Origin of the sequence: Bifidobacterium pongonis, from assembly GCF_019331805.1 — a bacterium.
GTDB classification, from domain to species: domain Bacteria; phylum Actinomycetota; class Actinomycetes; order Actinomycetales; family Bifidobacteriaceae; genus Bifidobacterium; species Bifidobacterium pongonis.
In genome coordinates, this window is sequence record NZ_JAHBBE010000001.1 from 1 (window position 1) to 25,668 (window position 25,668).

Here is a 25,668-nt window from a genome sequence, read left to right on the forward strand (position 1 = left end):
GTCGGGCAACGTATGCGGAAACCGCTTGCGGCGTTTTTCTTGGGCGTTGGTATACAGGGGTCTTTGGAGCGCTGGGCCAAGCCTACGGTCCGGCAATGAACATTCCATCCGCCTCTGGCGTTTAGCAGGAGCGTTGGTGTACGGGGTCTTTGGAGCGTGGGCCAAGCCTATGGGCGATTCGGGCGGACCTAGGGAATCATGCCTGTGCCCGACCGTAAAGACTTGGCCTGAGCGGCCCGGAGCGTGTCGGGCACTGGCATGATTCCCGGCCACACCAGAGCAGGCAAGGGATTCGTTCCGAACCTAATCCGTCTCTGGCGTTCTTGGAAGCGTTGGCGAGACTAGGGAATCGTGCCTGTGGCCGACCGTAAAGACTCGGCCAGAGCGGCCCGGAGCGTGTCGGACACTGGCACGATTCCCGGCCATACCGGGGCAGTGGGTTGGTGTTGTCTGGTTGGTAGTTGCTTCGTAAGGAAAGGAAACGCGCGGACAGCGCAATAGGAAAGGGCTGAGATGCTGCAACAGTATGTGACGGTGCTCCAGGGGACGCTGGCGCCGGCGTTGCTGATCATGGCGTTGAACGTGATGCTCGCCGTGGGCGAAGGGCGCGACAAGCCGGTAAGCCGGCATTGGCGACTGATCGGATTCATCGTAGGCTTCGTGGGGGCCGTCGTCTTCGCCGCGCTGCGAGCCACGGCCGTGATCAACCAGCGTACGTTCATCAACTATCCGACATTGTGGTGCTGCGTCATCCTCGACGTCGCCGCATTCATCATCATGCTGCGCGCACGCACGCTCACCCGCAATCGGCATGAGCATCCGCGCAGCCTCGACGCCGCCAATCTGGTTGCGGCGCTTGCCATCGCGGCCACCACGTTCCGTGCCCTGCCCGACGTGATCCTCAAGCTCACGATTTTCGTGGAACCGGGCGATCCCGTGTTCACTTCGGACATGCTGCTGCGCGCGCTCGGCTTCACTCTGGGTGCGGCCACCGCGATCGTCGCCGCGCTTATCTTCCGCACCATGCGTTCCACCACGCCGCACTGGTCGTTCACGCTCGCCGCGCTCCTGCAGGTCGTGCTGCTGTTCGTCACGCATTTCACCGATCTCGCGCAGATCCTGCAATCCAAGCGCATCGTCAGCTTCCCGAGCAACATGTTCCTCCTGCTCGTCTGGTGCATTAATCATCAGCGGGCCATGGCCATCGCCATGCCGATGGTTTTCGTCATTCCCGCCGTCGCCTCCATCATCAAGGGCTTCACCACCGCCACGACCGGTGATAATGAGGCCGTCGTGCGTGCGCATGTGGCGTTCGGTCGTCGTGCAAAAGCGGCCGGCGCGTGGAGTCTTGTCGCCATTATCGGCGTGACCGTGGCGCTCACCTATGGTGTCGCGCAGACGCAGAAGGTCGTCACGCTATCGCCGCCCGAACAGTATTCGCTGAAGGATGGTGTGGCCACCATCACCTTCGACCAGGTTTCGGACGGCCACCTGCACCGCTTCCAGTACAAGGCCAAGGATGGTACCGTCATGCGCTTCATCATCATCAAGAAGAACGGCGGCGCGTACGGCATCGGCCTTGACGCCTGCGAGAACTGCGGCGACGCGGGCTACTACGAGAAGGACGGCAAGATCATCTGCAAGAAGTGCGATGTCGCCATCAATCTCGCCACCATCGGCTTCAAGGGCGGGTGCAATCCCATCCCCTTCGACTACCAGGTCAAGCCCGGCAAAATCATCATCCAAACCTCCGTGCTCGACGCTTTGTCGGCGCACTTCCAGTGAGTGAGGAGCCAGCATGTTCTTCATACGAATGATCGTGCGTTCGTTCAGCAGGCAGTTCAAACGCCGACTGCTGATCGCGGTCACCGTCTGCCTGTCCGCGGCGGTGAGTGTCGCCATGCTCGGCGTGGTGTTCGACGTGGGTGACAAGCTCAACGCCGAACTTTCCACCTACGGTTCGAACATCGTGGTGCAGCCCAAGGCCGACGCCGTGGTGAACGACCTGTATAGCACCGGCGATTCCACGCAATCCGATGCCACCGATCCGACCACGTTCCTCAAGGAATCGGATGCGCCTAAGATCAAGACGATTTTCTGGGCGTTCAACATCACGAATTTCGCTCCGGAACTCAATATTCATGCCGATGCCGGCTGTTCCGGCGCTTCGGCGGGCAGCTGCAAGGCCACGAACGTGCCGATTGTGGGCACGTGGTTCGCTAAAACGCTGCACATGGATTCCGGCGAATCCGCCGTGGCCGGTGTGAACGGCATGCGCTCATGGTGGAAGCTCGACGGTTCCTGGCCTAAGGATGATAGTTCGCAGGGGCTTGTCGGCACGACTCTCGCCTCCAAGCTGGGTGTGAAGATCGGCGACACGGTCACGCTGGGCAAAACCACCGCGTCCGGCCGTAACCAGCAGAAGATTCGTATTACCGGCATCTACGAATCCGGCGACTCCGACGACAACACCATGTACATTCCTTCGTCCAAGGCGCAGAATCTCGCCAATCTGCCTGATTCCGTCGACAAGATCGAAGTCAAGGCGCTCACCACGCCCGATAACGATCTGGCTCGCAAGGCGTCCAAGAATCCCGCCGCGCTGACCCAGGACGAGTGGGAGACCTGGTATTGCACCGCGTACCCGAGTTCGATCGCCTACCAGATCGAAGAGGTGATTCCGGGTGCGGTCGCCAAGCAGGTGCGTCAGGTGGCTGCGCTGCAGGGCGACGTGTTGCAGAAGACGCAGGCGGTGATGGTGCTGATGACCGCGCTGTCGCTGATTGCGGCGGCCATCGCCGTGGCGAACCTGATGGCTTCCGCCATTGGCGAGCGTGGCGCGGAACTCGCCTTGTTGAAGGCCATCGGCGCGACCGATGGCGCGGTGTCGCGTCTTATGCTGGCCGAAACCGCGGTGATTTCGCTGATCGGTGCCGTGGCCGGTGCGCTGCTCGGCTCCGGTATGGCGCAGATTGTGGGGCATGTGGTGTTCGGTTCGGGCATCACGATGCGCCCGATGGTGTTCGTGCTCGTGTTCGTGCTGCTGGCGATTACCATTCTGCTGGCATCCTTCTCTTCCATTCGTTCGATTCTGAACTTGAAGCCCGCGGAGGTGCTCCATGGCCGCTGATAGCACATCACAGAAGGCAACCGGTACTTCCGGCAATGCCGGTACCACTACCACCACATCCAGGCCGATGACGAACCGGAGGATGTTCGCCACCATGCTGTGGGGCGCGGTGTTCCGCCGACGTTCCCGCGCGATCATGGCCGTGATCGCCGTGCTCGTCGGCGCCGCGACCCTGTTCTGCCTTGCCGCGGTGTGTATTGCGGTACCGCAGCAGATGAATGAGGAAATGCGCGCGTACGGCGCGAACCTCATCGTCACGCCCAGCGATTCCGCCGCATCCGGCTCGAAGTCGGACGGCATCGACGCCACCGCCGTTCGGAACATCAACGCGCTGGTGGTCGGCGAACACGGCGCGAAATCCGCCGCATACCGTTATGAGAGCGTGCGCATCAACTCCGCGCCCTACACGCTGGCCGGCATCACCACCGCCGACGTGAAGGCGTTGAACCGCCATTGGAATGTCACTGGCGACTGGCCGCGCAAAGGCAATGTGATGCTGGGGCGTGACGTGGCCGACGCGCTCGGCGTGAAGATCGGCTCGCGCATCACCATCGGCTACCGCGCTTCCGATAACGGCGGTTCCGCAAGTTCCGAGGGTGCGCTCGGCCAGAGCGAAAGCGACGTCAAGCGCGACGGTCGCGTGTCCTCCGACATCATGAATACCGCCGGCACCGAATTCCGCGTGGCCGGCATCGTCGACACCGGTGGTAACGAGGATGAGATCGTGTACGCGGTCAACGGCGACGTCGCCAAACTCGCCGGTTCCACGCGCGGCGCGGATGTTATCGAATACTCCGTCAACGCGGTCGGCTCCGACCTTGACGCCATCGTGAAATCGCTCAACGCCAACCCGAATACCGGCGTGAAAGCGCAGACCGTCACCAAGATCACTTCGTCCGATACGCGCATCATCACCATGCTGCAAACCCTGTTCTGGATTGTGTCGCTGGTGGTGCTGGTGCTGACTCTGGTTGGTGTGGGCACCACGATCAGTTCGATCGTTTCGCAGCGGCGCAACGAGATCGGTTTGCGTAAGGCGCTCGGCGCGTCCGCGCGGGCCATCGGCACCGAGTTTTATGTGGAATCCGCGATCTACGGCCTGGTCGGCGGCCTACTCGGCACGGCGCTCGGCTACCTGCTGGCGCGTGTGCTGTGCCAGACGGTGTTCGACCGCGCCATCGGCTTCAACTGGCTGCTCGGCGTGGCGTCGCTGCTGCTTAGCGTGCTGATCGCCGTGCTCGCTTCCGTTTCGCCGGTCCGTCGTGCCACGCGCATCGACCCGGCCATCGTGCTTCGCGAGGAGTGACCGCTGCCGACCGTTCCGCATATTCCGCTCGTTTTGTCTTCTCCGCTTCGCCCGTCCCATCCGTTTTGACCATTGGAATCCGCAGGAATCCGGGAATCCGCCCGAATCGCAAGCCGGACCTGCACATGTAAAGGAATGCCCATGCTGCTTGAACTTGACCACATCTGCAAGATCTACGGCGAACTGCACGCCGTGGACGACCTCAACCTCACCGTGCCGCAAGGCCAGTGGCTCGCCATCGTCGGCTCCTCCGGTTCCGGCAAAACCACGCTGATGAACATGATCGGCTGCATGGACAGCCCCTCCAAGGGTTCCGTGAAGCTCGAAGGGCGCAAGCTGGAGGATCTCAACGCCAAGCAGTTGGCCGACGTGCGCAAGAACATGATCGGCTTGGTGTTCCAGAAGTTCTACCTCGTGCCGCATCTGACCGCCGTGGAGAACGTGATGGTGGCGCAGTACTACCATTCCGTGGTCGACGAGAAGCAGGCGCTGGAAGCGTTGGAACGCGTGGGTTTGAAGGATCGTGCGCACCACCTGCCGAGCCAGCTTTCCGGTGGCGAGCAGCAGCGCGTGTGTATCGCGCGAGCCCTGATCAACTGCCCGAAGATCATTCTCGCCGACGAGCCCACCGGCAACTTGGACGAGAAGAACGAGAAGATCGTGCTCGACCTGTTCCGTCAGCTGCACGAGCAGGGCACGACGATCATCGTGGTCACGCATGACGCGCTGGTCGCCAGTTGCGCGCAGCGTGAGATCATGCTCAACCACGGCGTGCTGGTGGGGGAGAAGTGGAACGATGAGGAGGCGCGCAAGGCCTATGAGGCTGCGGGCGGCAAGCCGGCCTTCACCGGTTCCACGGCCGAGGGCGCACAGAACGGCGAAACCGCCATCGATTTCGCCGATCCGACCAAATCCGCCAAAACCGGCGGTTCCAAAGACTGACTGACTGGCGGCTGGAAGACCGGTGTAGGAGTATGGAACGATATGAGCAGACAGCGTGAAAGGAAGAATATGCCCAACAAACAGGATGCGGTGAAGATCGTTGCGATGACCGCGGCGGGCCTGGCGCTGCTGACCGCGTGCGGCGAGCCCAAGGCCACGCCGATGAACGACGAATACGCCGGCAACTCCGGCGAAAGCGAGCAGTCGCAGGAACAGCAGTCGCAGCAGGGGAGCGGCGATTCCGGTTCGTCCGACGATACCGTCAAGAACCATGCCGACGACCCGAACTCCACGACATCCGAGAAGAAGGACACCGGCAGCTACGCCGACGGCACGTACAAGATCAACGGCCAGTATGGGCCGGTCGGCGAAGACACCATCGATGTGAAACTCACCGTGAAACAGGGGAACGTCGAGAAGGTGGACATCGTCGGGCACCCGTTCACGTCGATCTCCAAGAAGCATCAGACCGAATTCGCCAATGCGATCAACGGCGTGGTGGACGGCAAGCCGCTCAAGGATCTGAAAATCGACAAGGTCGCGGGCGCCAGCTGGACCAGCGAGGCGTTCAACAAGGCCCTTGAAGTGGCGCGTCAGGAGGCGTCCATCCAGTAGGCTTTTGCCGGGGTGCATGAGGCTTGGAGGCTTCGCTGGGCGGGGCGTTTTTCGGCGTTTGCCGTTGGGAGATTCGGTGCATGTCTTATTTAGACACTCGCGCATGTGTTGTGTATTTCTACACTGGGAACCGTGGTTGAACGCAACGCGACACAAGTAACGGAATCATCGGCGGCATCGAAGGCCGGGCAACCAGGCGAACCGGTATGCGAATCGGTAAGCGAATCGGTAAGCGAATCGGCCGGTACGCGGATGGTCATCCAGTCAACCTCAGAGCCTGGCATCACCCCGCGCATCACCCTGCGTGACTCCCTCCGCTCCCGTTTCCTGCCGTACCTGCTCGTCATTCTGGCCTGCTGGTCGGTGTGGCTCACGCTCACCTGGCCCGGTGCCCTGCGCGACGACACCCTCGCCCAATACCTGCAATCCTCCGGGCTGCACGAGTATTACACGCAGCATCCGCTGTTCGACACCCTGATATTCGGTGCGTTCTGGCACTTGGGCGAACTATTCGGCTCGCCGCTCATCGGGCAGGGCATCTACACGCTGGTCCAAGCCGTGCTGCTCGCCGCAGGCTGCGCGCTCATACTGTGCTACACGCGCAAAATCGGCGTTCCGCGATGGCTGACCCTGATCGGGCTGATCTATTGCTCCACCAGCTATGTGATATTCGGCAGTGTTGCCACCATGGGCAAGGATTCGCTGCACACCATCTTCCTCATGCCCTTCGCCCTGATCTTCGTCGAAGCATGCCTGACCCGCGGGCGCGTGCTCGCCCGCACGCCGGTGGCCGTATGCTTCACGCTGCTCGCCTTCGCGGTGATCGCGTCGAAACGTACCGCGCTCATAGTGGTGCTTTGCGCCGGAACACTGCTGGTGGTGGTGTGCGCCAAGGGGCTGCGCAGGCGTGCGGCGATCTGCCTGGTGGCCGCGGCCGTGATCGCGGAATGCGTGTTCATGTCGTTCGCCGCGGCGGCGACACATGCGAACCATTCGGTCGCACGCGAACTCTGGGGCTACGTCACGCAGCCGGTCGCGAAACTCGCCCACGACGAACCGCACGCGATTTCCCCCAGTCAGATGCGGCGCCTCAACGAGATCATGGACGTGCAACGCGCGGCCCGCGATATCGTCGGCTATCGCACCGACGAAACATTCCACACCCTGAAAACCAGCCCGCAACCTTCCCTCACCAGCAAACTCGACGCGATCCGCGCGTGGATCGAGCTTGGGATAAGCCACCCCGGCACCTACCTTGAGGCGTATGCCGGGCCGATCCGCCACTGGTGGGACATCACCGCGAATTTCGCCTACCCCACCGATTCCGACTACATTTTCACGCCCGGGTATATGCGGCAATGGTCCACATTCCTCACCGGGTCGAAATACGCGGGTGATGACGGAAGCGCGGAGGCGCGGCGGCTGGCGGATATTACCAGTGAGCTGCGGCCGCTGATGGGTACGTCGCGCAAACCGCAGTGGAAAGCCGATGTGCTGGCCGGGGTGCGCCGGTGGGTGCGCGGCGGAAACCCGCTGACCTCGATGGCGTTGTATGTGACGTGGATACCGCTGCTGGTCGCGCTGGCGCTGGCGGGGCAGGCGGCGTTCCGGAGGGTGCGGGGGCGTGTGCGCTCCGGTGTGCGCGGCGGGGGTCACTGGAATGCGAGTGCTGGCGGCGGCGGAGGCGCTGGTTTCGGCGAAACTCGCCATGCCGGTGAGTCTGGGCCGGCTTGGGCGGCGTTCGGGTTGTTGTTCTTCAACAATCTTTCGCTGTACGCCTCGCCGTCGTCACTGTTCTGGTATGCGATCCCCGCGTTCTTCCTGCTGCCGTTGTTCACGGCCCTGCCCTTCCGGGCGGTGCCTCGGCAGGGCGCTTCGGCGGTCCCCATGCCCGCTTGTTGACCCTTTTCGGCTTTGCTGATTCGTTTCGGCCAGCTGACCCGTTCCCCAGCCCGTTTTCCGGTTTGGCTCGTGCCAGCCGGGCGGCCGGAATGCTTCCCGGAGCACATCATGCGGGTGGAACAGGCGCTATCTTGCTTATTTATGGCAGATTTCAGGATTCTCCATGAACTAGGTGGCTTATATATGGCACCTAAACCGCGATATTCGGGAATGAGTGCCATATATAAGCCACCTAGTTCCGGCGCATGGCCCGAATCTGCCATATATAAGGTAGTTAGCGACGATGAAAGGCCGTCAGTGGCAGATTTAGGTGCAGTCGGAGTCCCGCAGGCGGGAATAGAGGGATCGAACTCCCGTTGCGCTCTGTCTGGTTCGCCAGATTCAGCCAAACCTGTCAAACCAGACAACCAAACCCGGCCAAACCTACGCCACGATCGCCGGCCACAGTATGGCCGCCATCTGCTCCGCCCACAGCGCATCCTGCGGGTGACACAACGCCTTACAAGCCAGCATGGAGCCCAGCACCGTGCTGAACAGGAACTTCACGTCAAGGCTGCGGCGGAACGCCCCCGCATCCATGCCTCGGCGGATATAGTCGCCGAACCGCTGCTCGGCCGGCGTGATCACCTGGCCCGCAAGGCTTCTCACATAATCGCTGTCGGAACTCAGCACCAGCCCTACGGCCTTGAACCCGATTTCGTCGTTGAAGGCGGCTGCGATGTGCTCCAACAGGCGGCGCAGGTCGTCGTGTGTGGGGGCGAAATCATCTGTTTCGAATGTGTCGCTCGCCTCGATCTGCACCTTGTGCAGCAGGTCCTCCGTATTACGGTACCGGCGGTAGATCGTGGTTTTCGCCACGCCCGAGCAGCGAGCCACTTCCTCGATGGTCACCGCCCCGATGCCGCGCGATGCGGCGATCTGCAGTATCGCCTGCGTGATCTTGCGATCCGTCGCCTCACGCATACGTGCCGCACGCGTTTTCACCGGGGTAGGCAGTTTCGGCATTTTCGAGGCGATGGCCGTGGCGGTCTCGCTCTTCTTCGTATCCCTCTTCATGGTCCTCTTCGTTTCCCTCGCCGTGGCGGCGTGTGCCGCCACGAACCGGTTGCGGCCGACGGCACCCCGCCAACCACAACCGCTGATCGCCTAGGCGGTCAGCTTGGTGCTCTCCATGTTCGCAACATACCACTGGTTGAACTTGATCAGCGGCTTCCTCAGCAGCAGGCCGATCAGCAGCAGCGGCGGTATGAACAGCAGCAGCGCCCCAATCGCCTTCCAATAGTCCATGTTGTAAATGCCCGCGATCGAGGCGCGCAACGCGGTCACCGCATGCGTGGCCGGCAGGAACGGGCTGATCGAACCGAGCCACGACGGCAGCATTTGCAACGGATAGGCGGCGTTCGAACCGGAGATCTGCATGATGAGCATGAGCACGCCGATCGCCTTACCCACGTTGCCGAAGCTCACGACCATCGTGTAGGCGAAGAACGAGAACACCAGCGAACTCACCCAGCCGGTGAGCATGAACAGCCACGGGTGCACGGCCTGCACGTGCATGAACAGCAGCGAGCCGCCCGCCGAGAACGTGCTCTGCAGCAGCGCGATCAGCGCGAACACGCCGTAATGGCCAAGGAACAGCTGATGCGGTCGCGGGTGCCTCAGCTGTTCGCGGGTGCGGCGCGAAACCGTGGTTTTCAGCGTCACGCCCATGAGCAGTGCGCCCACCCACAGCGGGATGATCACGTACAGCGGCGCAAGCGACGAACCGAATTGCGCGACGGGGAACACCGCCTCGCGCTTGAGCTTCACCGGTGCGGCGATCGACGCGGCGAGCGTTTCGGAATCGGTGCCCAGCAGCTTCTTGATCTCGTCCAGGTCGGAGCTGTTCAGCGCGGCTTCCAGCTTGGTGTTGAATTCGGTGAGATTCGTGCCGGTAGTCGACAGTTTCTTGGCCAGTTTGTCCAGCGATTCCTTCACTTCGCCGAGGCTGGTGGTCGCCTTCGTGTTGATGTCGTCCACGTCGCCCACCGCGCTTTTCAGCGTGGCCACGCCGGTGTTCAGTTCGGCGGCCGCGTTGGCCACGGATGTGGAGATCTGGGAAAGCATCGGCTTGATATTCGAGGAGAAGTCGGTGGAAATGCCGCTCACGGCCTGCTTCGCTTCGGCCGCCAGCGCCTTGACCTGCTTGCTTTGCTCGTCGACGCTGCCCTTCTTCGAAGTCACGTCGGAGGCGGCTTTCTTCAGGGATGCCGCGAGATTGTCCTGCATGGTGATCGCCGTTTCCAGCTGCGACAGGATCGCGTCGAATTTGGGCTTGCTGCTTTCGGGAATCTGCGGTTCCAGCGCGGCGAGCGTGTTGCGGATCGTCCGGTACTGTTCGGCCTGTTCGCTCACATGCGTGGATTCGGTGTTCAGCAGTTGCGCGGTGTCCGTCATCTGCGTGCCGGCATCGGCGACGAGCGAATCGACCGAGTCCGCGACCGCGCCGTAGCTGGAGGCGCTCTGTTTGAGCGCGGCGGCCAGCGCGTTGGTGCTCGTGTCGAGTGCGCCCGTCAGGTCGGTCGCGCCTTTCTTTGCGGATTTCAGCTGATCGCCGGCGCTGGCTCCGGTTGCGGAGATGTTCTTCAGCAGCGCGGAGGAGCTGTTGAGCAGCGTGGACGCGGAGGTGGTGAGCGCGCTGAAATCGCCGATGGTGCTGGAGGAGTCCTGCAGTGTGGTGGCGAGCGTGCCGATGTTCGCGGTGAAGTTGTTCAGCGCGGCGGTCGCCTTGGGCGACGAGAGCTCGTCCGAAAGCTGCGAGGCGATCGACAGCGCGGTGCCTGTCAGCGTTTTGACGAACATCTGGTTGATCTGCGTGCTCACCTCGTTCGCGCCCTGGTTGGTGAGGTTCGGCGTCAGCGCGTTCGTTTTCTCGTTGGTGTAATAGCGGATCTTGACGTTTTTCGCGTCGGAGGAGAAGAACGTCATCATGCTTTTGCTGAAGGTTTTCGGAATCACGATCGCGGCATAGTATTTGCCGGATTTCGTGCCTTTGATCGCGTCCTGTTCGCTGGTGAACGTCCAATCGAGTTCCGAATTGGAGCGCAGCGTGTTGAGGATCTGGTCGCCCATGGTGATCTTCACCGGGATGAGGTCGGAACGGTAGCCTTCATCGACGCTGGCGACGGCGAATTTCAGGTTCTTCATGTTGCCGAACGGATCCCAGCTGGCCGCGATGTTGAACCAGGTGAACAGGCCGGGAATCACCGTCAGACCGATCACGATGATGATGGAGACGATGTTGCTGGTCAGGCGGCGCACGTCGCCTATGAACAGTTTGCCGATCGTTCTCATTTGACGTGCTTCCTTTCGTAGCGTGCGAGGGCGATGCGGATTTCATCGTCGTCCAGATTGCCGAGCTGGCGTTGCCTGCGCAGGTTATCGCGGATGAATTCGATGGCCAGCAGGAAGCCGATGATGAGCAGGACCCAGATGATCCATGCGAGCAGCGCTTCAAGCTTGGTGTTGGTCGTCAGCGAGAACGTGACGGCTAGGATGATCGGCACGACCAGTCCGGCGATCAGCGCGCCGCGCTTGAGACGCGGGTAGAGCGCTTCGAAGTGCGCGGCCTTGCGTTCGATGGACGCCTTGTAACCGCTATGGTTCGTCAGCGCCTGCAGCGCGTTGGAAATACGATATTCCGAGCCGGGCAGGTGCACGTCCTCGCCGATAATCATGTCGCTTTCCTTGATCTGCCGCGCGAACATGCGGTTGGTGTTGGCCATGAGCGGGCGCACGATCAGGCCGATGGCGAAGCCGATGATGCTGAACAGCAGCAGGTAGGCGATGTTCTGCGCCCAATGCCCGTCGTAGAATCCGCCGATGGTTTCACGGAACGCTTTGATCGAATAGTTGAATGGGAAGAACGGGTAGAGCGTGCGGAAGAACTTCGGCATCATTTCGATGGGGTAGAGGCCTGAAGCGCCGGGGATCTGCAGCATGATGAGCGCGATGCAGATGCCTTTGCCCACGTGCAGGAACGCGGTGGATAGCGAGAAGATGATGGAGAGGTCCACGAGCGAGGTGAGCACGCCGGTGAGGACGAACGCGGCCGCGTTGACCGTCTGCACGCCGAGCATCAGGTTGCCTACGGTGGTGGCGAAGCCTTGCAATGCCGCGAAAACGGCGAGGAACAGGAATCGGCCCATGTACCCCTGCGTGGAGGTCATGTTCAGAATGCCTTCCTCATCGGCTTCCGTTTTGAAGATCACCACCAGGGCGAATGCGCCCACCCACAGCGCCATGTTGGTGAACAGTGGCGCCATGCCGGAACCGTAGGAATCCACGGGGTACAGCACTTTGGTGTCGAGCACGGTGGGGGAGAGCATGAATTCGGCGATGCGTTCGGTGTCGAGTTCGCCGTCCGCGCCAAACATGGAGCTCAGCATGTTCGAGGTGTTGAGCGCGCTGATGTCGGTGATGACGGTGTCGAGCTTGTCGCCGAGTTTCGCCAGTGCCTTGTCGGTTGTACGTAGCGCGGAGGCGGTGTCGGCACTGGCCTTGTCGAGCTGGTCGAGCACCGTGGCGGTCTGGCTGGCCAGGGCCGTCTGGCTGCTCAGGCCACCGCCGAGCGTGCCAGTGACGCCGGCCAGCGAGCTCAGGCCGCTGTTCAGCTGCGGCATGGCGCCGGAGGTGATGGTCGATCGGGCCGTGTTGGTGGCTGTTAGCGACTGCTGCGCGGCGTTGTTGACGTTCGTGGTCAGGCCGGAGACGGTGGTGATGGTTTTGCCGGTGCTGGTGTTCAGCGCTTTGATGTCGCGCAGCGTTTCGGCGGCGTTCTCGTTGCTGTTCTGCAGTTGCGCGATGGCATCCTTCAGTTCGGGCAGGGTGCTCACGATCGGCAGCTGGTTCAACGATTCCAGCACTTTGGCCGTGGAATCGTTGGCGCTTTGCAGGGTGGCGACCGCGTTGCCGGCTGTGGTGTTCGCGTTGGTCAGACCGGTGGTGACGGTGTTGATGGTGGTGGTCGCCTGCTGCATGGTCTGGGTGATCGCCGTGGAGCCCTTGTCGAGTCCGGTGGAGGTTTTGGCGGCGAAATCGTTCAGACTGGTTTGCGTGGTGGAGATCAGGTTTGAGGTGCCGCTCAGGCTGTTGCCCGCGTCGACTGCGGCCTGCTGCAGGCTGGAGATGGATTGCCGCGCGGCTTTCGTCTTGGCGGGTGTACTGTCCATGTCGGCGATGAGCGAGGCGAGTTTGGTGCGCGTTGAGCTGATTGTGCCGCGCGCTTCGGTGAGCGAGCTTACGGCGCTGGTCTGCATACTGCCGGCTTTGTCGGTGATTTTGCCGTCAAGGGTGTTCACCGCTTTGGAGAGCACTTCGCTCACGGTTGAGACGAAGGTGCTGTTGACCTGGTTGTCGACCGTGCTGGCGCCGGTGTCCGTGATTTTCGGGGCGATGGCGCTGGCCTTCTCGTTGACGTAATACTTGAGTTCCGGCTGTTTGCCGCTGCCGGTGATGACGCCGAGCAGGTCTTTGGAGAAGGTTTTGGGGATGATGATGGTCGCGTACGATTCGCCGGAGCGGACGCGTTCCATGCCTTCCTGTTCGTCGGCGAAGTTCCAGCCGAGCTGGGTGTTGTCCTTCAGCTGGTTGACGATCTGGAGGCCCAGATTGGTTTTGCCGACGAGCTTGTTGGTGGTGCCTTCGTCGTTGTTCACCACCGTCACTTCGATACCGCTGGTGTTCTTGTACGGGTTCCAGAATCCGCGGATGTTGAACCATGCGTACATCGGCGGAATCAGTACGAGGCCTATCGCCACCACCCATGCGGACGGTACTTTCAGCAATCGTTTGAAATCGCGTTTGAGAATCGCGAGTACGTTGCCCATCGGTCTCCTTATGAAGTCTTGAGGTCTTGTGTGTTCCTGTGAAGTCTTCTCGGTATATGCTACGCATTGCGTAGCGCTACGCATCAAGTAGCGTAGCGTACCCTGTCCCCAATTCCGCCGGCACGCGATTCCGCCGCGCCCGGCGGCGCTCCCGCTTTTGCCGGAAGCTGACCTCAAAGCCGAAGTATGCCCGCTTTGTTAGGTTGGAGCGTACTGGGGAGATAGGGAGAAAACATGGCGGATACCGCTCGTAATGATGCTCGCAACGCCGCTCACCAAGCCGCTCATCGCACCGCTCGCACCCACGATCTGGAACGGAACATGCCGCTCATCGTCACCATCTTCGGCGACCTGGTACTGTTCGACGGCATCGTGTCCTTCCCGCTCGTCATGCGCGAAATCATCCTGTCCATAGGCGCGGTGGTGCTCGGCTACCAGCATGTCAATCCGCTGAACCTCACCGTGATCATGTCCGTGATCGGCACCGCGCTGTTCGCGGTGAACTCCGTGCTCATGATCATCTTCGGCGTACTGCTGATCCTCCGTAAGGAACGCCATCGCGCCGCGCCCTGGACGTACGTGCTGATGCCGCTCACCTTCTTCGAGATCATGTTCACCCTCTGCCTGCACGGCGTCGGGTGGAATCTGCTGGTGCAGGTCGTGCAGTTCCTGCTGCTGGCGGCGCTGTCCGTGACGGTCGACCCGGGTCTGCGTGAGGAGCGCCGATTGCAGCGCACGCTGCGGCGCATGGACGAGCGCGACGTCTTCATGGAGAGCGAACGCGAGGGCATGCTCGGCCGTGATCGCACCGGTAAAGGCTATATGGAGCTGAACTTCTTCAACATGTTCTGGCTGTTCGCCGTCGGCTGCGTGTTCGGCTGCGCCGTCGAAACGGTGTACCACATCGTGGTGTTCGGCGGTTATCAGAACCGCGCCAGCTTCCTGTACGGGCCGTTCTCCGCGATCTACGGTTTCGGCACGCTGCTCGTCTCCGTATGCTTGAACCGGCTGTACAAGTCGAGTCTTCTGACGATCTTCATGTCGTCGGCGGTGCTGGGCGGCGCGTTCGAATGGCTCAGCAGCTGGTTCATGGAAGTGACCGTCGGTATGAAGGCGTGGGATTACAGCGGCAAATGGCTGTCGATCGGCGGGCGCACCTGCGGCCAGTTCATGTTCTTCTGGGGTGTGCTGGGCGTGGTGTGGATGAAGCTGATCCTGCCCGCACTGCTGAACTGCATCAACCGGATTCCGTGGAAGATCCGCTACTCGCTGACCGCGGTGTGTTTCGTGCTGCTGTTGGGCGACGCGCTGTTCTCGCTGATGGCCATCGACTGCTGGTACATGCGTTTGGCCGGCATCCACTCCGATTCGCCGGTCGTGCAATGGATCGATTTGCATTTCAACAATGAGGTGATGGAGCAGCGGCTGCCCACCATGCATATCGACCCGACGTTGGCGGGGCGTCCGTAGGGGGGGGGCGCAGGGCGCGGGCGTACGGGCTTGCGGGCTTTGGCGCGTGGTGCGTGGTGCGCCCGTGTAGAACACATATCACATACGGCTGTGGGCGGGACGGATCGAATCCATCGCGGATCGAATCCATCCCGCCCACAGCCGTATATGTCGTATCACGGTATGCGCGAATGCGCGGTATGCGCGAATGCGTGATATGTGGCGATCGCCTGTCACGGCGACGCGGCATCACTTGCCGTACTGTTCGTGCACGAAACGCTCCAACGCGCCGATCGAACGCTTCACCTTCTCCGTATCGATGCAGTACGCCATACGGAAGTAGCCCGGCACGCCGAAGCTTTCCGACGGCACCAGAATCAGATCGTAATCCTTCGCCTTCATGCAGAACGCGGTCGCGTCCTCCTCCAGCGCCTTCGGGAAGATGTAGAACGTGCCGCCGGGGCGCACCACGTCGAAGCCGAGCGAAGTGAGCGCGTCATACAGCAGGTTCATGTTCGTTTCGTAGACGCTCAGATCGCTGGTTTCGTCGATGACCTTCGCGACGCCCAGCTGGATCGAGCTCGGCGGGCAATTGTGGCCGGTGCCGCGGCTGATCTGGCCCATCATCGGCACGAGCAGGTCGGCGTCGGTGGCCTTCGGATTCACGGCCACGTAGCCGATGCGCTCGCCCGGCAGCGAGAGCGACTTGGAGAAGGAGTAGCAAGTCAGCGTGTTGGCGTAGAAGCGGGCCGGGTACGGCTGGGTGTTGCCGTCGAAGACGATTTCGCGGTACGGTTCGTCGCTGATGAGGAAGATGTCGTGACCGTACTCCTGCTGTTTTGCTTCGAGGATCGCGGCCAGCTTGGTCAGCGTTTGCGCGGAATACACTGCGCCCGAAGGATTGTTCGGCGTGTTGATGAGGATGGCCTGCACGTTCGGGTTCAGTGCGGCTTCGAACGCTTCGAAGTTGATTTGGAAGCTGGTGGTGTCGGCGGGGATGACGGTCAGATGCGCGCCGGTACCATTCACGTACGGCTGGTATTCGGGGAAGTAGGGGGCGAAGGTGATGATCTCATCGCCCGGCTTGGTTACGGCTCGCATGGCGTGGGAGAGTGCGCCCGCGGCGCCCGTGGTGGGGAAGATGTGGCGGCCTTCGTAGTCCATGCCGAAGCGGCGGTTCAGGGAGTCCGCGATGGTGGCGCATACGGAGGGGATGCCCAGGGAGGGGGAGTAGCCGTGGATGGCGACCGGGTCGCCGTTCTCGTACAGGTCGACCATGGCGTCGGTGAAGTCGCGCGGCGCGGGGACGGAAGGATTGCCCAGGGAGAAATCGAAGACGTTTTCGTACCCGATCTGCGCACCGCGCTTGGTGGCGTATTCGCTCAATTCGCGGATGACGGACTTGCCGCCCAGCATCGCCTTGTATTGTTCGTTGATCATCGGCTTCCTTCCGTGCTCGTTCACTTCGCCGTATTCGCGTCTCAGTATATCCCGCCACACGCGCCCCCGCCCGCCATATTCCGCCCCTGCCAGCCTTCGCCAGTCATCCCTGGCCTGCCCCTTGCTAACCCTTGCCCGCCCTTGCCTGCCCTTGCCTGCTCTGTCGCGTGTCCTTCCTGAGGTTCCCTTGTCGGCTCTGTCGTGTGTCTTTCCCTAGGTTCCCTTGTCGGCTCTGTCGTGTGTCTTTCCCTAGGTTCCCTTGTCGGCTCTGTCGTGTGTCTTTCCCTAGGTTCCCTTATCAACCCCTGCCTGCCTCTTGCCCTTGTCCACCCCCTCAACCGTTTTCAGACAAATTCCGCCCTATTCTGTCCGATTCCGGTAAAGCTCCGTTGCCGTATCCTCCCCTTGCCGCCCGCTCTTTACCGTTTTCAGACAGAATTCCGCCTGATTTTGTCTGATTTCGGTAACGTGCATTGCCGCTGTTCTCCTCTGCTGCCCACCCCTCAACCGTTTTCAGACAAATTTCGCCCTATTCTGTCCGATTTCGGTAAAGCTCTGTTGCCGTATCCTCCCCTTGCCGCCCGCTCCTGCCCTGCCCGCTCCCTGCCCGCTCCCTGCCTACCCTTGCCTACCCCCTGCTCTTGCCCACCCCTCAACCGTTTTCAGACAAATTCCGCCTGATTTTGTCCGATTTCGGTGGGGAGGGATTGCCGGGATTTCGGCGTAAATAGCGCGAAAGCCGGCCCCCAAGATACTCGGGGCGTCCGGCTTTCACTTCCATCCCCCCCCCCCAGCGGGGGCGGCATAGTTCGCAAATACAGAAAACCCTCGGAAACCATGTTTCCGAGGGATTCGCGGTGCCCCCCGTGGGATTCGAACCCACAACCCACGACTTAAAAGGACGCTGCTCTAACCGTTGAGCTAGAGGGGCAACAGTCGGCTATTATACAGCATTCCTCGAAGATGCGCCACAAACAGGCATGTCAATCCGTTTCGCGCCCATCCTGCGTCCATCCTACGTACCGCAATCCCGCGCAATCCGCCTGCGCCAATCCCGCGCAATCCGTCCGTGCGCCCCGCATTCCGCGCGCCCCTCCCCACAAAACATCGCCGCCCGCCCCCGCCATCTTCCGCGCACCCTCCTACAGTAAGGCAGCATGTCATGCACAACGATTCTCGTAGGAAAGAAAGCCAGTTACGACGGCTCCACCATCATCGCCCGCGACGACGATTCCGGTTCGGGCCGTTACGATCCCAAGCGTTTCATCGCGGTCGCGCCGGAAGACCAGCCGCGCCACTACCGCAGCGTGCTGAGCCACGTCGAAATCGACCTTCCCGACAACCCCTGCCGGTACAGCATCGTGCCGAACGTGCTGCCCAACCGCGGCGTGCTCGCCGAAGCGGGCGTCAACGAACACAATGTGGCCATGAGCGCCACCGAAACCATCGCCGTCAACGAACGTGTACTTGCCGCTGACCCCATGGTCGAACTGCAGGAGGACGGTACGCCCGGCGGCATCGGCGAAGAGGACATCATCACCCTGGTGTTGCCGTACGTCGCCACCGCGCGCGAAGGCGTCAGCCGTCTCGGCCGAATGCTGGAACGATACGGTACGTACGAGGCGAACGGCGTCATCATCTCCGACGTGGACGAGATCTGGTACGTCGAAACGATCGGCGGGCACCACTGGATCGCACGCCGCGTGCCGGACGACTGCTACGCGACCATCCCCAACCAGCTCGGTATCGACGACTTCGACTGCAACGACGCCTTCGGCGAGCAGCGCGAATACTTGTGCTCCAGCGACCTGCGCGAATTCATAGCCGAACATCATCTCAGCCGCACGGTCAACCCCTCCGGCGCCAGCCTCGACCGGTTCAACCCGCGCACCGTGTTCGGTACCGCCACCACCAAGGACCACATCTACAACACGCCCCGCGCCTGGTACATGCAGCGCCACCTCAACCCAAGCGAGGACTGGGATTCGCCAGCCGCCCGCTACACGCCGTCCAGCGACGACATCCCGTGGTGCCGTGTGCCGGAGAACACCGTCACCATTGAAGACGTCGACTTCCTCATGAGCGCCCATTTCGAAGGCACGCCCTACGACCCGTACGGCACGCTCGGCACCCCGGAAAGCCGCCACCGTTACCGCCCGATCGGCATCAACCGCACCGGCCACATGGTCGCCATGCAGATTCGCCCGTATGCGCCGGCCGAAAGCCGCTCGATCATGTGGATCTCCTACGGTTCCGGGCCGTTCACCGCGGCCACGCCGTTCTACGCGAACGTGAACGACACCCCGGCTTACCTGCGCGATACCACGCCCGAGGTTTCCACCGACAACCTGTATTGGACGAACCGTCTGATCGCAGCGCTCGCCGACGCGCACTGGTATGAGACCAATAATGCGATCGAAGGGTTTGCGGAGAACGCGCGCGTGTTCGGGCATCGTCTGGTGGAGCGCACGGATGCTGCGTTCGGAGGGGAGACGACCGGTGATGCCGCGGCGGTGCGTCGGCGTCTCGAAGCCTCCAATACCGAGATGGCGGAATACCTGCGTAAGCATGCCACCACGCTGCTCAATGATGTGCTGTACACGTCCAGCAACCTGATGCGTAACGGTTTCGCCATGTCCGACCGCTGGAACTGAGCCGAACTGGGACGAACTGAGCCGAACTGGGGCGAACTGAGCCGAACTGGGGCGAACTGGGGCGAACCGGGGCGAACTGGGGCGAACCGGGGCATGTTGAACCCCGCGGAGGGGTGTGTGAAGCCGCAGACGCGGCTCCACACACCATTGTGTCGGTCCGGTTTTCGCATGTGAGAACCCCTATTTCGCTTATTTGTGGCAGATTCGGCCCCTTCGCGACAACCAGGTGGCTTATGTATGGCACGTAAATCGCGAAACCCCGAGTATGGGCGTTGGAATTCCAGCGCTTGTACTCGGGGTTTCGGCTTTTCGGTGCCATACATAAGCCACCTAGCAAAATGCAGACCCCGAAATCTGCCACATATAAGCGAAGTAGCATCCCTGCCACGCTCAAACAGTGCCACGGTGAAGCACGGTGAAGCACGATGAAACGCTGACCATTCGTATGAGTCCGCGCCGCCCGCCCATAGCGCGCGCTGCCTTACAGTGCTGTCCTGTCAAGCAAACCGCCCAACAACGAACAGGGGAACAACATGAAAAACAGCGTCAAACCGGGTTTTGAACTACGCAATTTCTTGCGGCGGCGTTGGGCGTATTGCGTGGTGTCGTGGCTATGCGCGGTGTGGCTGATCGCCGTGTGGTCGGGAGGTAGCGTGCATGCGTTGCTGGCGTCCATTCCGGCGGGCTGGCCGTTGCCGGTGCTCGTGATTTTGCTCGTCGCATTGCCTTTTGCCCCGCAATGGTGCGCCCTCGCCGTCGCCGTATGCTGCGCGGCATGCGTGGTGGTGCCTTATGCCGGGCCGGATATCAACTGGCTGAATTCGGCTCCCATCTGGTTGGCGATGGTGGTGTTGGGTGACCACTGGAGGTCGCTGAAACTGGCCGGGGCAGTGCTGGTCATCGGCTGCATACCAGGGTGCGTTGGCGCCATCGCCGGTAACGAGTTGGTCCTTTCCGTTGCCCCTTCGGTTCAGGGCTGCGCGATGTGGTGGTGCATCGGTGCTTTGGTCGGAACGATGATCGCAACGGAGAGCGACAAGGCGGCCGCCAAGGAACGGTCCGAGCAATATGCGCACCGTTTGCGCGTTCTGCATGTGCTGCATGATTCTTTGGCGAATAATCTGGTGTACGCCGTCCTGCACTGCCGGGCGATCATGTCGCATAATGCCGGTAACGATGCGGTTTGCGCGGAGGTTGGTGAGGTCAAGGGGATTCTGGAGCGCAGTCTTGCGCAGGTACGCCGGGAGGTCATCATTCCGGAGCGTTCGGCGTTGGGCGCAGCTGGCGTCGAAACGGGGAGTATTGCCACTGTGGAACATGACGGGCGTACGCCTGCGGAAAGCCTGTCCGCGGCGCTCGCCCCCACACTCGACGAGTTGACCCGGCGATTGGAGAGCCAAGGGTGGCATGGTGCGGTTCACATCAGCGGGGATTCCATCGGGGATTCCAGCGGGGATTGCCGGTGCCCGGGTGCGGAATGCGTGCGACTGGTCGAGGCGAGTGTCCGCGAATTGGGCGCGAACATGCTGAAATACGGCGTTCCCGGCGCCTACGCTTTGGAGGTGGAAGTGTGCGGCGACCATGTGAACGTGTACTCCTCCAATCCGGTCGATAAGCGGGTCGATGGCTCGTTCGATAATCCGGCTGATGCAACAGGCGAGGTGCCTTCCGCATTCACTTCGGGATGCGGGCTGGCGTTGCTGCGCAAGGAGATCGAGGCTGCGGGCGGATCGTTGGAATGCGCTCAGGAGAACGGAGAGTGGAGCGTGTGCATCACCATACCGTTCGAGGGAAACGCGGAAATGCCGCGAATTGCGGAGCACGGCGTGCAGGAGTGAGGGGAATAGCGAATCATGGGCGGTAATCGGGAATTCATCACCGCGGGAATAGTCGACAACGATTCCCTGGTGGTGAAGGCACTGCACGCGATGTTCGAGGACGTTCCCTCCCCGGTTCATGTGCTGTGGAGCGTTTGCGATGGGCCGGAAGCCCTATCGTTGTGCGAGTCGCCCGATTTGGTTCCCGAAGTGCTGCTGACGGATGTGATGATGCCCGGAATGGATGGGTTCGAACTGTCCCGCCGTATGCGCGACGCTCATCCGGGGACGCATGTTGTGGGGCTTACGGCTTTCCGCATCGATGATGGCGAAAATCGCGGGGCTGCGTCCGGCATGTCGTGCATCTTGCGCAAGGAGGCCTCTCTGCAGGAGTATGTGCAGGTTATGGCGCATGTGGCCGGGCGCGCCGATTTGGAACAGTGGCGTGAACATTCGTGGACGTTCACGCGGATGATGCTGACCGAAACCGAAACCGCGGTGTTGCGGGAGTATCTGCGTGGACGCACCACCGCCGCGACCGCGCGACTGATGCACATGTCGGAGGGAACGGTGAAGACGCATGTGAACAACGCCTACAGGAAAATGGGGGTGCACAGTCGGGCCGAGGCGATTCGCATCTGCGTGCGCGAACGCCTGCTGTGACGGCTGGGACCGTTTTTGTGTAGGGGGATGCCGCTACTTCGCCTATATATGGCAGATTCAGGGGTTTGATTTTTGCTAGGTGGCTTATATATGGCACCGAAAGGCCGAAACCCCGAGTACGAGCGCTGGAATTCCAACGCCAGTACTCGGGGTTTCGCGCTCGACGTGCCATAGATAAGCCACCTAGTTGCTGTGAAGGGGCCAAATCTGCCATACATAAGCGAAGTAGCCCTTCGCCGACCGTAGTAACGGCTAGCAAAGGGCTACCTGAGAGTCGTACAAGCCACCGGAACCGCAAAAAACGACAAAGCTGTGGCCGGGGGTTGGTTTGGAGCGCCCAAACCGCCCAAACCGCCCAACCAACGCCCAAACGCCGCCCAAGCCGCCGATCAGTTGAAGCCAACCACCTTTTCGGCCACCAGATAGCCGTTGCGGATAATGAACCGCCCGACCGACCCGCGCAGGTTCAGCGCGCGCGACATCGCCTTCTTGCGCACATCCGCGTAAATCGAGGGGGAGTGGGCCTTGATATCCGCCCACATCTGGTCCTTCTTGGCGTAGTTCTCCGGGTCCTTCGACAGGATCATGAACACGCTGGCCACCGAGCTCTCGATGGAGAGGAAGTGGATCATGTAGCGGTACAGCCCGTCCGGCACCGTGCCGCGTTCCGGCGTCGCCTCCACCATGCGCTGGTTCACCAGCCGCAACTGGTCCACGCGCCTGATCATCACGTCGGTCTGCACGCTCTGCCCTTCGCGCCCGATGTAGTAATGGTAGAACGGCGTATCCAGGTATTTCAGCGTCTTCACCCACGGGAACGGCTGGTAGGCGTAGATGAAGTCGACGTAGAACGTGTGCTCGGGCAGCTGCATGCCGGACGCGCGCACCACGTCGGTGCGGAAGATCAGCGCGTGCATGAGGATGTATTCGGCGAGGCCGAAATGCCCCAGATCGTCCCAAGTGAGGCGCTTGCCGGGCTTCATGGCGTGGCGGAAGTTCACCACGTGCTTGTGGCGTTTTTCGATTTTGTCGTAAACGTAGTTCGTCACCAGCATGTCGATGGGGTCGTCGCGTTCGGCTTCCTCGCGCAGCGCGGCCATCACCGCTTCGAGCGATTCGGGCCCCACCCAGTCGTCGGCGTCCACGACCTTCACATACATGCCGGTTGCCGCGGCGATGCCGGTGTTCACCGCGCCGCCGTGGCCTTTGTTGTCCTGATGGATGGCGCGTACGATGCCGGGATTGTTGCGTTCCAGCTTCTGCGCGTAGGCGAGGGTGCCGTCCTTGGACCCGTCGTCGACGATCAGGATTTCGATGTCGTCGGTTTTGCGCGCGGACAGCAGCGAGTTCACGCAGCGGTCGAGATAGGCCTCCATGTTGTATGAAGGAATCACAAAGCTCAGCGTTTTCGACGTTTTCGTCATAACGTATATCCTCTTCAACCCCGTGGGTCAGGTTCGGTCAGGCCGTTCGGTCATCCTGCTCATTGTCAGATTCACACGGTAGCACTGTATCTACCTGTGTGGAAGGGACTTGCGCATCCTCATCACCTTTTCGGTCATTTTTTCGGTTCTCGTTGCGGTCGTCATCCTGCTTTTCGCGCCCGTCATGCCCGTCGCCGCCCTTGCCGTCCTTGTTCTTCCTGCGCGACTTCGCGTCCTCGAACAGCAGTTTCGGCTTGGAGTCGAGCCGGCTCAGCCCGTGCCACGCCAGGTCGACGAGGTAGGCGGCCATCTGCTCCTTGCTGACTTTCGGGTGCGCGGCCCAATACTGCCCGGTGAACACGGTCATGCCCACCAGCATCTGCGCATAGTAGGGCACGCCTTTGGGGGAGAGCTTCTGGCGTTTGAAGGTCGCGGTCAGCAGGTCTTCGACGCGCAGCGAGATGTCGCCCAACAGGGAGCTGAACGATCCGGAGGGGTCGGTGGTCGGCGAGTCGCGGACCAGTACTTGGAAGCCTTCGGCGTTCTGTTCGATGTAGGTGAGCAGGGCCATGGCCGCGCGTTCCACGATCTGGCGCGGGTGCGCGGTCGGATCGGAAAGCGATTCGATGAGCACGGATGTCAACGCGCGCATCTCGCGGTCCACGATCACCGCATAAATGCCTTCTTTGCCGCCGAAATGCTCGTAAACGATCGGTTTGGAGACCTTCGCATGGGCGGCGATCTCCTCGACGCTCACGGCTTCGAATCCTTTGGCGGCGAAGAGCGAACGGGCCACTTGGATGAGTTGTTCGCGGCGCTGCAGGGACGACATTCGTGAAGTATTGGCCATATGCCTAGTTTTTCACGGCCACTGGAAAAGGGCGGCATGGCGCGGTTCCGTTCCGCCGATGTGTGGGATTGCCGTGGGGGAGGGCGTGCCGGGTGCGCCATCGGTAGACTGGGACGTTATGGATATGAATATGATTCTTGCCGTCGTAGGCATTGTTATTGTGGTGGTCGCTTTGATCGCCGTCAGTGTGTGGATGCAGAAGTCCCGCAAGAAGGATTTGGATAAGGCGTTGGATCGTTCCGGTGCGCAGGCTGCCGGTTCGGCGTCTGGAAGCGGGCAGTCCGGATCCGCGTCCGAGGCTGCTGCCGAATCCGAATCCGAATCGGAATCTGGATCTGGGGCCGGGTCCAAGCCCGGAAGTTCCGAATCGTCGAAGCCGTCCGAACCTGCGAAACCCGTGGAATCGGCGGAGACTCCGAAGACTCCGGAACCGTCCGAACCCGAACAGCCCGCCTCCGAACCCGAACAGCCCGCCCCCGCCGCAACCGGCCAGGCGCTGGACGCCCCCGAATCCGTCGGCTCCCGCATGACCCGCCTGAAGGCCAAACTCGCCGGCAGCGCCAACCCCTTCGGCAAGGCGCTGTTCAACATTCTCGCCAAAGACAATCTTTCCGAGGATGACTGGCAGGACGTCGAAGACACGCTGCTGCTCGCCGACGTGGGCGCCGAGGCCAGCGAGCGCCTGGTCGGCGAACTGCGCACCGATGCGCGCGTGACCGGCAAGGCCGATGCCGCCGAGGTGCGTGCCGCGCTGCGTGAGAAGCTGCTGGATGTGGTCGGCCGCGATACGGACCGCCGTCTGAACGCCGACAAGGAGGGCGCGAACAAGCCGAGCGTCATCATCATGGTGGGCGTGAACGGCACCGGCAAGACCACGACCGCGGGCAAGCTCGCGCGTCTGTTCGTGGCGGATGGCCGGAAGGTCGTGCTGGGTGCGGCGGATACGTTCCGTGCCGCTGCGGCGGATCAGTTGGAGACGTGGGGCGCGCGCGTGAACGTGCCGGTCGTGCGTTCCGATAAGGATGGCGCCGATCCGGCATCCGTCGCGTTCGAGGCCAGCGCCAAGGCGAAGGCCGATAATGCGGATGTGCTCATCATCGACACTGCGGGCCGCCTGCAGAACAAGGCGAATCTGATGGACGAGTTGGGTAAGATCCGCCGCGTCACCGAGAAGAATCTGCCGGTTGACGAGGTGCTGCTCGTGCTCGACGCCACCACAGGCCAGAATGGCATGGCTCAGGCGAAGGTGTTCGCCGAGGCGATCGGCATCACGGGCGTGGTGCTGTCCAAGCTTGACGGTTCCGCCAAGGGCGGCATCGTGGTGTCCGTACAGAAGGAGCTGGGTGTGCCGGTGAAGCTGGTTGGTTTGGGCGAAGGCCCCGACGATCTCGCCCCGTTCGATCCGGAAGGGTTCGTGGACGGCATTCTCGACTGATCGCCGCTCGTCGCGATCGTAACGAAACGTAGTGTTTCCAAGGCCTCGCGCGTTTGTTCATAACACGGTTTTTACATGTTTAACACATGTGTAACCTGCCGTAACTTGAAGAAAACGCGCGCGGCGTTCACTACTCAACTGTGAGCCCCGCAAGGGCCGAATAATTGAGAAAGT

The 25,668-nt window shown here is 61.5% G+C and carries 17 protein-coding genes and 1 tRNA gene; 11 read left to right on the forward strand and 7 right to left on the reverse strand.

Translation table 11 applies throughout. The features are described 5' to 3' along the window. Positions 1-513 precede the first annotated feature (513 nt). The 6 genes from KIH75_RS00005 (at position 514) to KIH75_RS00030 (ending at position 7,895) form a co-directional block, all read left to right on the forward strand. On the forward strand, positions 514-1,785 hold the full coding sequence (locus tag KIH75_RS00005) for a DUF2318 domain-containing protein (RefSeq protein ID WP_219054897.1): 1,272 nt from the start codon (positions 514-516) through the stop codon (positions 1,783-1,785). Between the two features lie 13 nt (positions 1,786-1,798). Beyond that, on the forward strand, positions 1,799-3,130 hold the full coding sequence (locus KIH75_RS00010; RefSeq protein WP_219054898.1) for an ABC transporter permease: 1,332 nt from the start codon (positions 1,799-1,801) through the stop codon (positions 3,128-3,130). Positions 3,131-3,197: 67 nt separating this feature from the next. After that, entirely contained in the window at positions 3,198-4,436 is a 1,239-nt protein-coding gene (locus KIH75_RS00015; protein WP_219054971.1) for an ABC transporter permease, read from the forward strand. A gap of 141 nt (positions 4,437-4,577) precedes the next feature. Further along, positions 4,578-5,378, forward strand: coding sequence for an ABC transporter ATP-binding protein (locus tag KIH75_RS00020; protein WP_219054899.1), 801 nt, complete (start codon positions 4,578-4,580; stop codon positions 5,376-5,378). A 69-nt stretch (positions 5,379-5,447) separates the two neighbouring features. Beyond that, positions 5,448-5,993: an FMN-binding protein gene (locus KIH75_RS00025; protein WP_219054900.1), complete on the forward strand. Its 546-nt coding sequence runs from the start codon at positions 5,448-5,450 to the stop codon at positions 5,991-5,993. Between the two features lie 252 nt (positions 5,994-6,245). Further along, a complete protein-coding gene (locus KIH75_RS00030; protein ID WP_219054901.1) occupies positions 6,246-7,895 on the forward strand; it encodes a DUF6020 family protein in 1,650 nt (549 codons plus the stop codon). Between the two features lie 423 nt (positions 7,896-8,318). On the opposite strand, the gene KIH75_RS00035 is transcribed toward KIH75_RS00030, so the two are convergent. The 3 genes from KIH75_RS00035 to KIH75_RS00045 form a co-directional block, all read right to left on the reverse strand. Beyond that, positions 8,319-8,951 carry a TetR/AcrR family transcriptional regulator gene (locus KIH75_RS00035; RefSeq protein ID WP_219054902.1) on the reverse strand — a complete coding sequence of 211 codons (633 nt, stop codon included), beginning with the start codon at positions 8,949-8,951 and terminating at the stop codon, positions 8,319-8,321. 90 nt (positions 8,952-9,041) lie between these two features. Further along, complete coding sequence (locus tag KIH75_RS00040) at positions 9,042-11,228, reverse strand: YhgE/Pip domain-containing protein (protein WP_219054903.1); 2,187 nt, start codon at positions 11,226-11,228, stop codon at positions 9,042-9,044. Beyond that, positions 11,225-13,762 carry a YhgE/Pip domain-containing protein gene (locus tag KIH75_RS00045; protein WP_219054904.1) on the reverse strand — a complete coding sequence of 846 codons (2,538 nt, stop codon included), beginning with the start codon at positions 13,760-13,762 and terminating at the stop codon, positions 11,225-11,227. The genes KIH75_RS00040 and KIH75_RS00045 overlap by 4 nt, the downstream gene beginning before the upstream one ends. A 234-nt stretch (positions 13,763-13,996) precedes the next feature. Between KIH75_RS00045 and KIH75_RS00050 the strand changes: the two genes are divergently transcribed. Then, a complete protein-coding gene (locus KIH75_RS00050) occupies positions 13,997-15,232 on the forward strand; it encodes a putative ABC transporter permease (protein WP_219054905.1) in 1,236 nt (411 codons plus the stop codon). A 228-nt stretch (positions 15,233-15,460) separates the two neighbouring features. On the opposite strand, the gene KIH75_RS00055 is transcribed toward KIH75_RS00050, so the two are convergent. Further along, the gene (locus KIH75_RS00055; protein WP_219054906.1) at positions 15,461-16,651 is read right to left on the reverse strand and encodes a pyridoxal phosphate-dependent aminotransferase; all 1,191 of its coding nucleotides are present in this window, start codon (positions 16,649-16,651) and stop codon (positions 15,461-15,463) included. 858 nt (positions 16,652-17,509) lie between these two features. Continuing rightward, a tRNA-Lys gene (locus KIH75_RS00060) sits at positions 17,510-17,582 on the reverse strand. Between the two features lie 226 nt (positions 17,583-17,808). Here KIH75_RS00060 and KIH75_RS00065 point away from each other — a divergent pair. The 3 genes from KIH75_RS00065 (at position 17,809) to KIH75_RS00075 (ending at position 21,785) form a co-directional block, all read left to right on the forward strand. After that, positions 17,809-19,305 carry a C69 family dipeptidase gene (locus KIH75_RS00065; protein WP_219054907.1) on the forward strand — a complete coding sequence of 499 codons (1,497 nt, stop codon included), beginning with the start codon at positions 17,809-17,811 and terminating at the stop codon, positions 19,303-19,305. A gap of 533 nt (positions 19,306-19,838) precedes the next feature. Next, complete coding sequence (locus KIH75_RS00070) at positions 19,839-21,143, forward strand: sensor histidine kinase (RefSeq protein ID WP_219054908.1); 1,305 nt, start codon at positions 19,839-19,841, stop codon at positions 21,141-21,143. 15 nt (positions 21,144-21,158) lie between these two features. Continuing rightward, entirely contained in the window at positions 21,159-21,785 is a 627-nt protein-coding gene (locus KIH75_RS00075; RefSeq protein WP_219054909.1) for a response regulator transcription factor, read from the forward strand. 389 nt (positions 21,786-22,174) lie between these two features. Here the strand turns inward: KIH75_RS00075 and KIH75_RS00080 are convergent, their stop codons facing one another. Next, positions 22,175-23,209, reverse strand: a complete 1,035-nt coding sequence (locus KIH75_RS00080) for a glycosyltransferase family 2 protein (RefSeq protein ID WP_219054910.1) — start codon at positions 23,207-23,209, stop codon at positions 22,175-22,177. Positions 23,210-23,246: 37 nt separating this feature from the next. After that, a complete protein-coding gene (locus KIH75_RS00085) occupies positions 23,247-24,041 on the reverse strand; it encodes a TetR/AcrR family transcriptional regulator (protein ID WP_219054972.1) in 795 nt (264 codons plus the stop codon). Between the two features lie 136 nt (positions 24,042-24,177). On the opposite strand from KIH75_RS00085, the gene ftsY reads away from it, so the two are divergent. Beyond that, positions 24,178-25,494: a signal recognition particle-docking protein FtsY gene (gene ftsY, locus KIH75_RS00090; protein WP_219054911.1), complete on the forward strand. Its 1,317-nt coding sequence runs from the start codon at positions 24,178-24,180 to the stop codon at positions 25,492-25,494. Positions 25,495-25,668 lie beyond the last annotated feature (174 nt).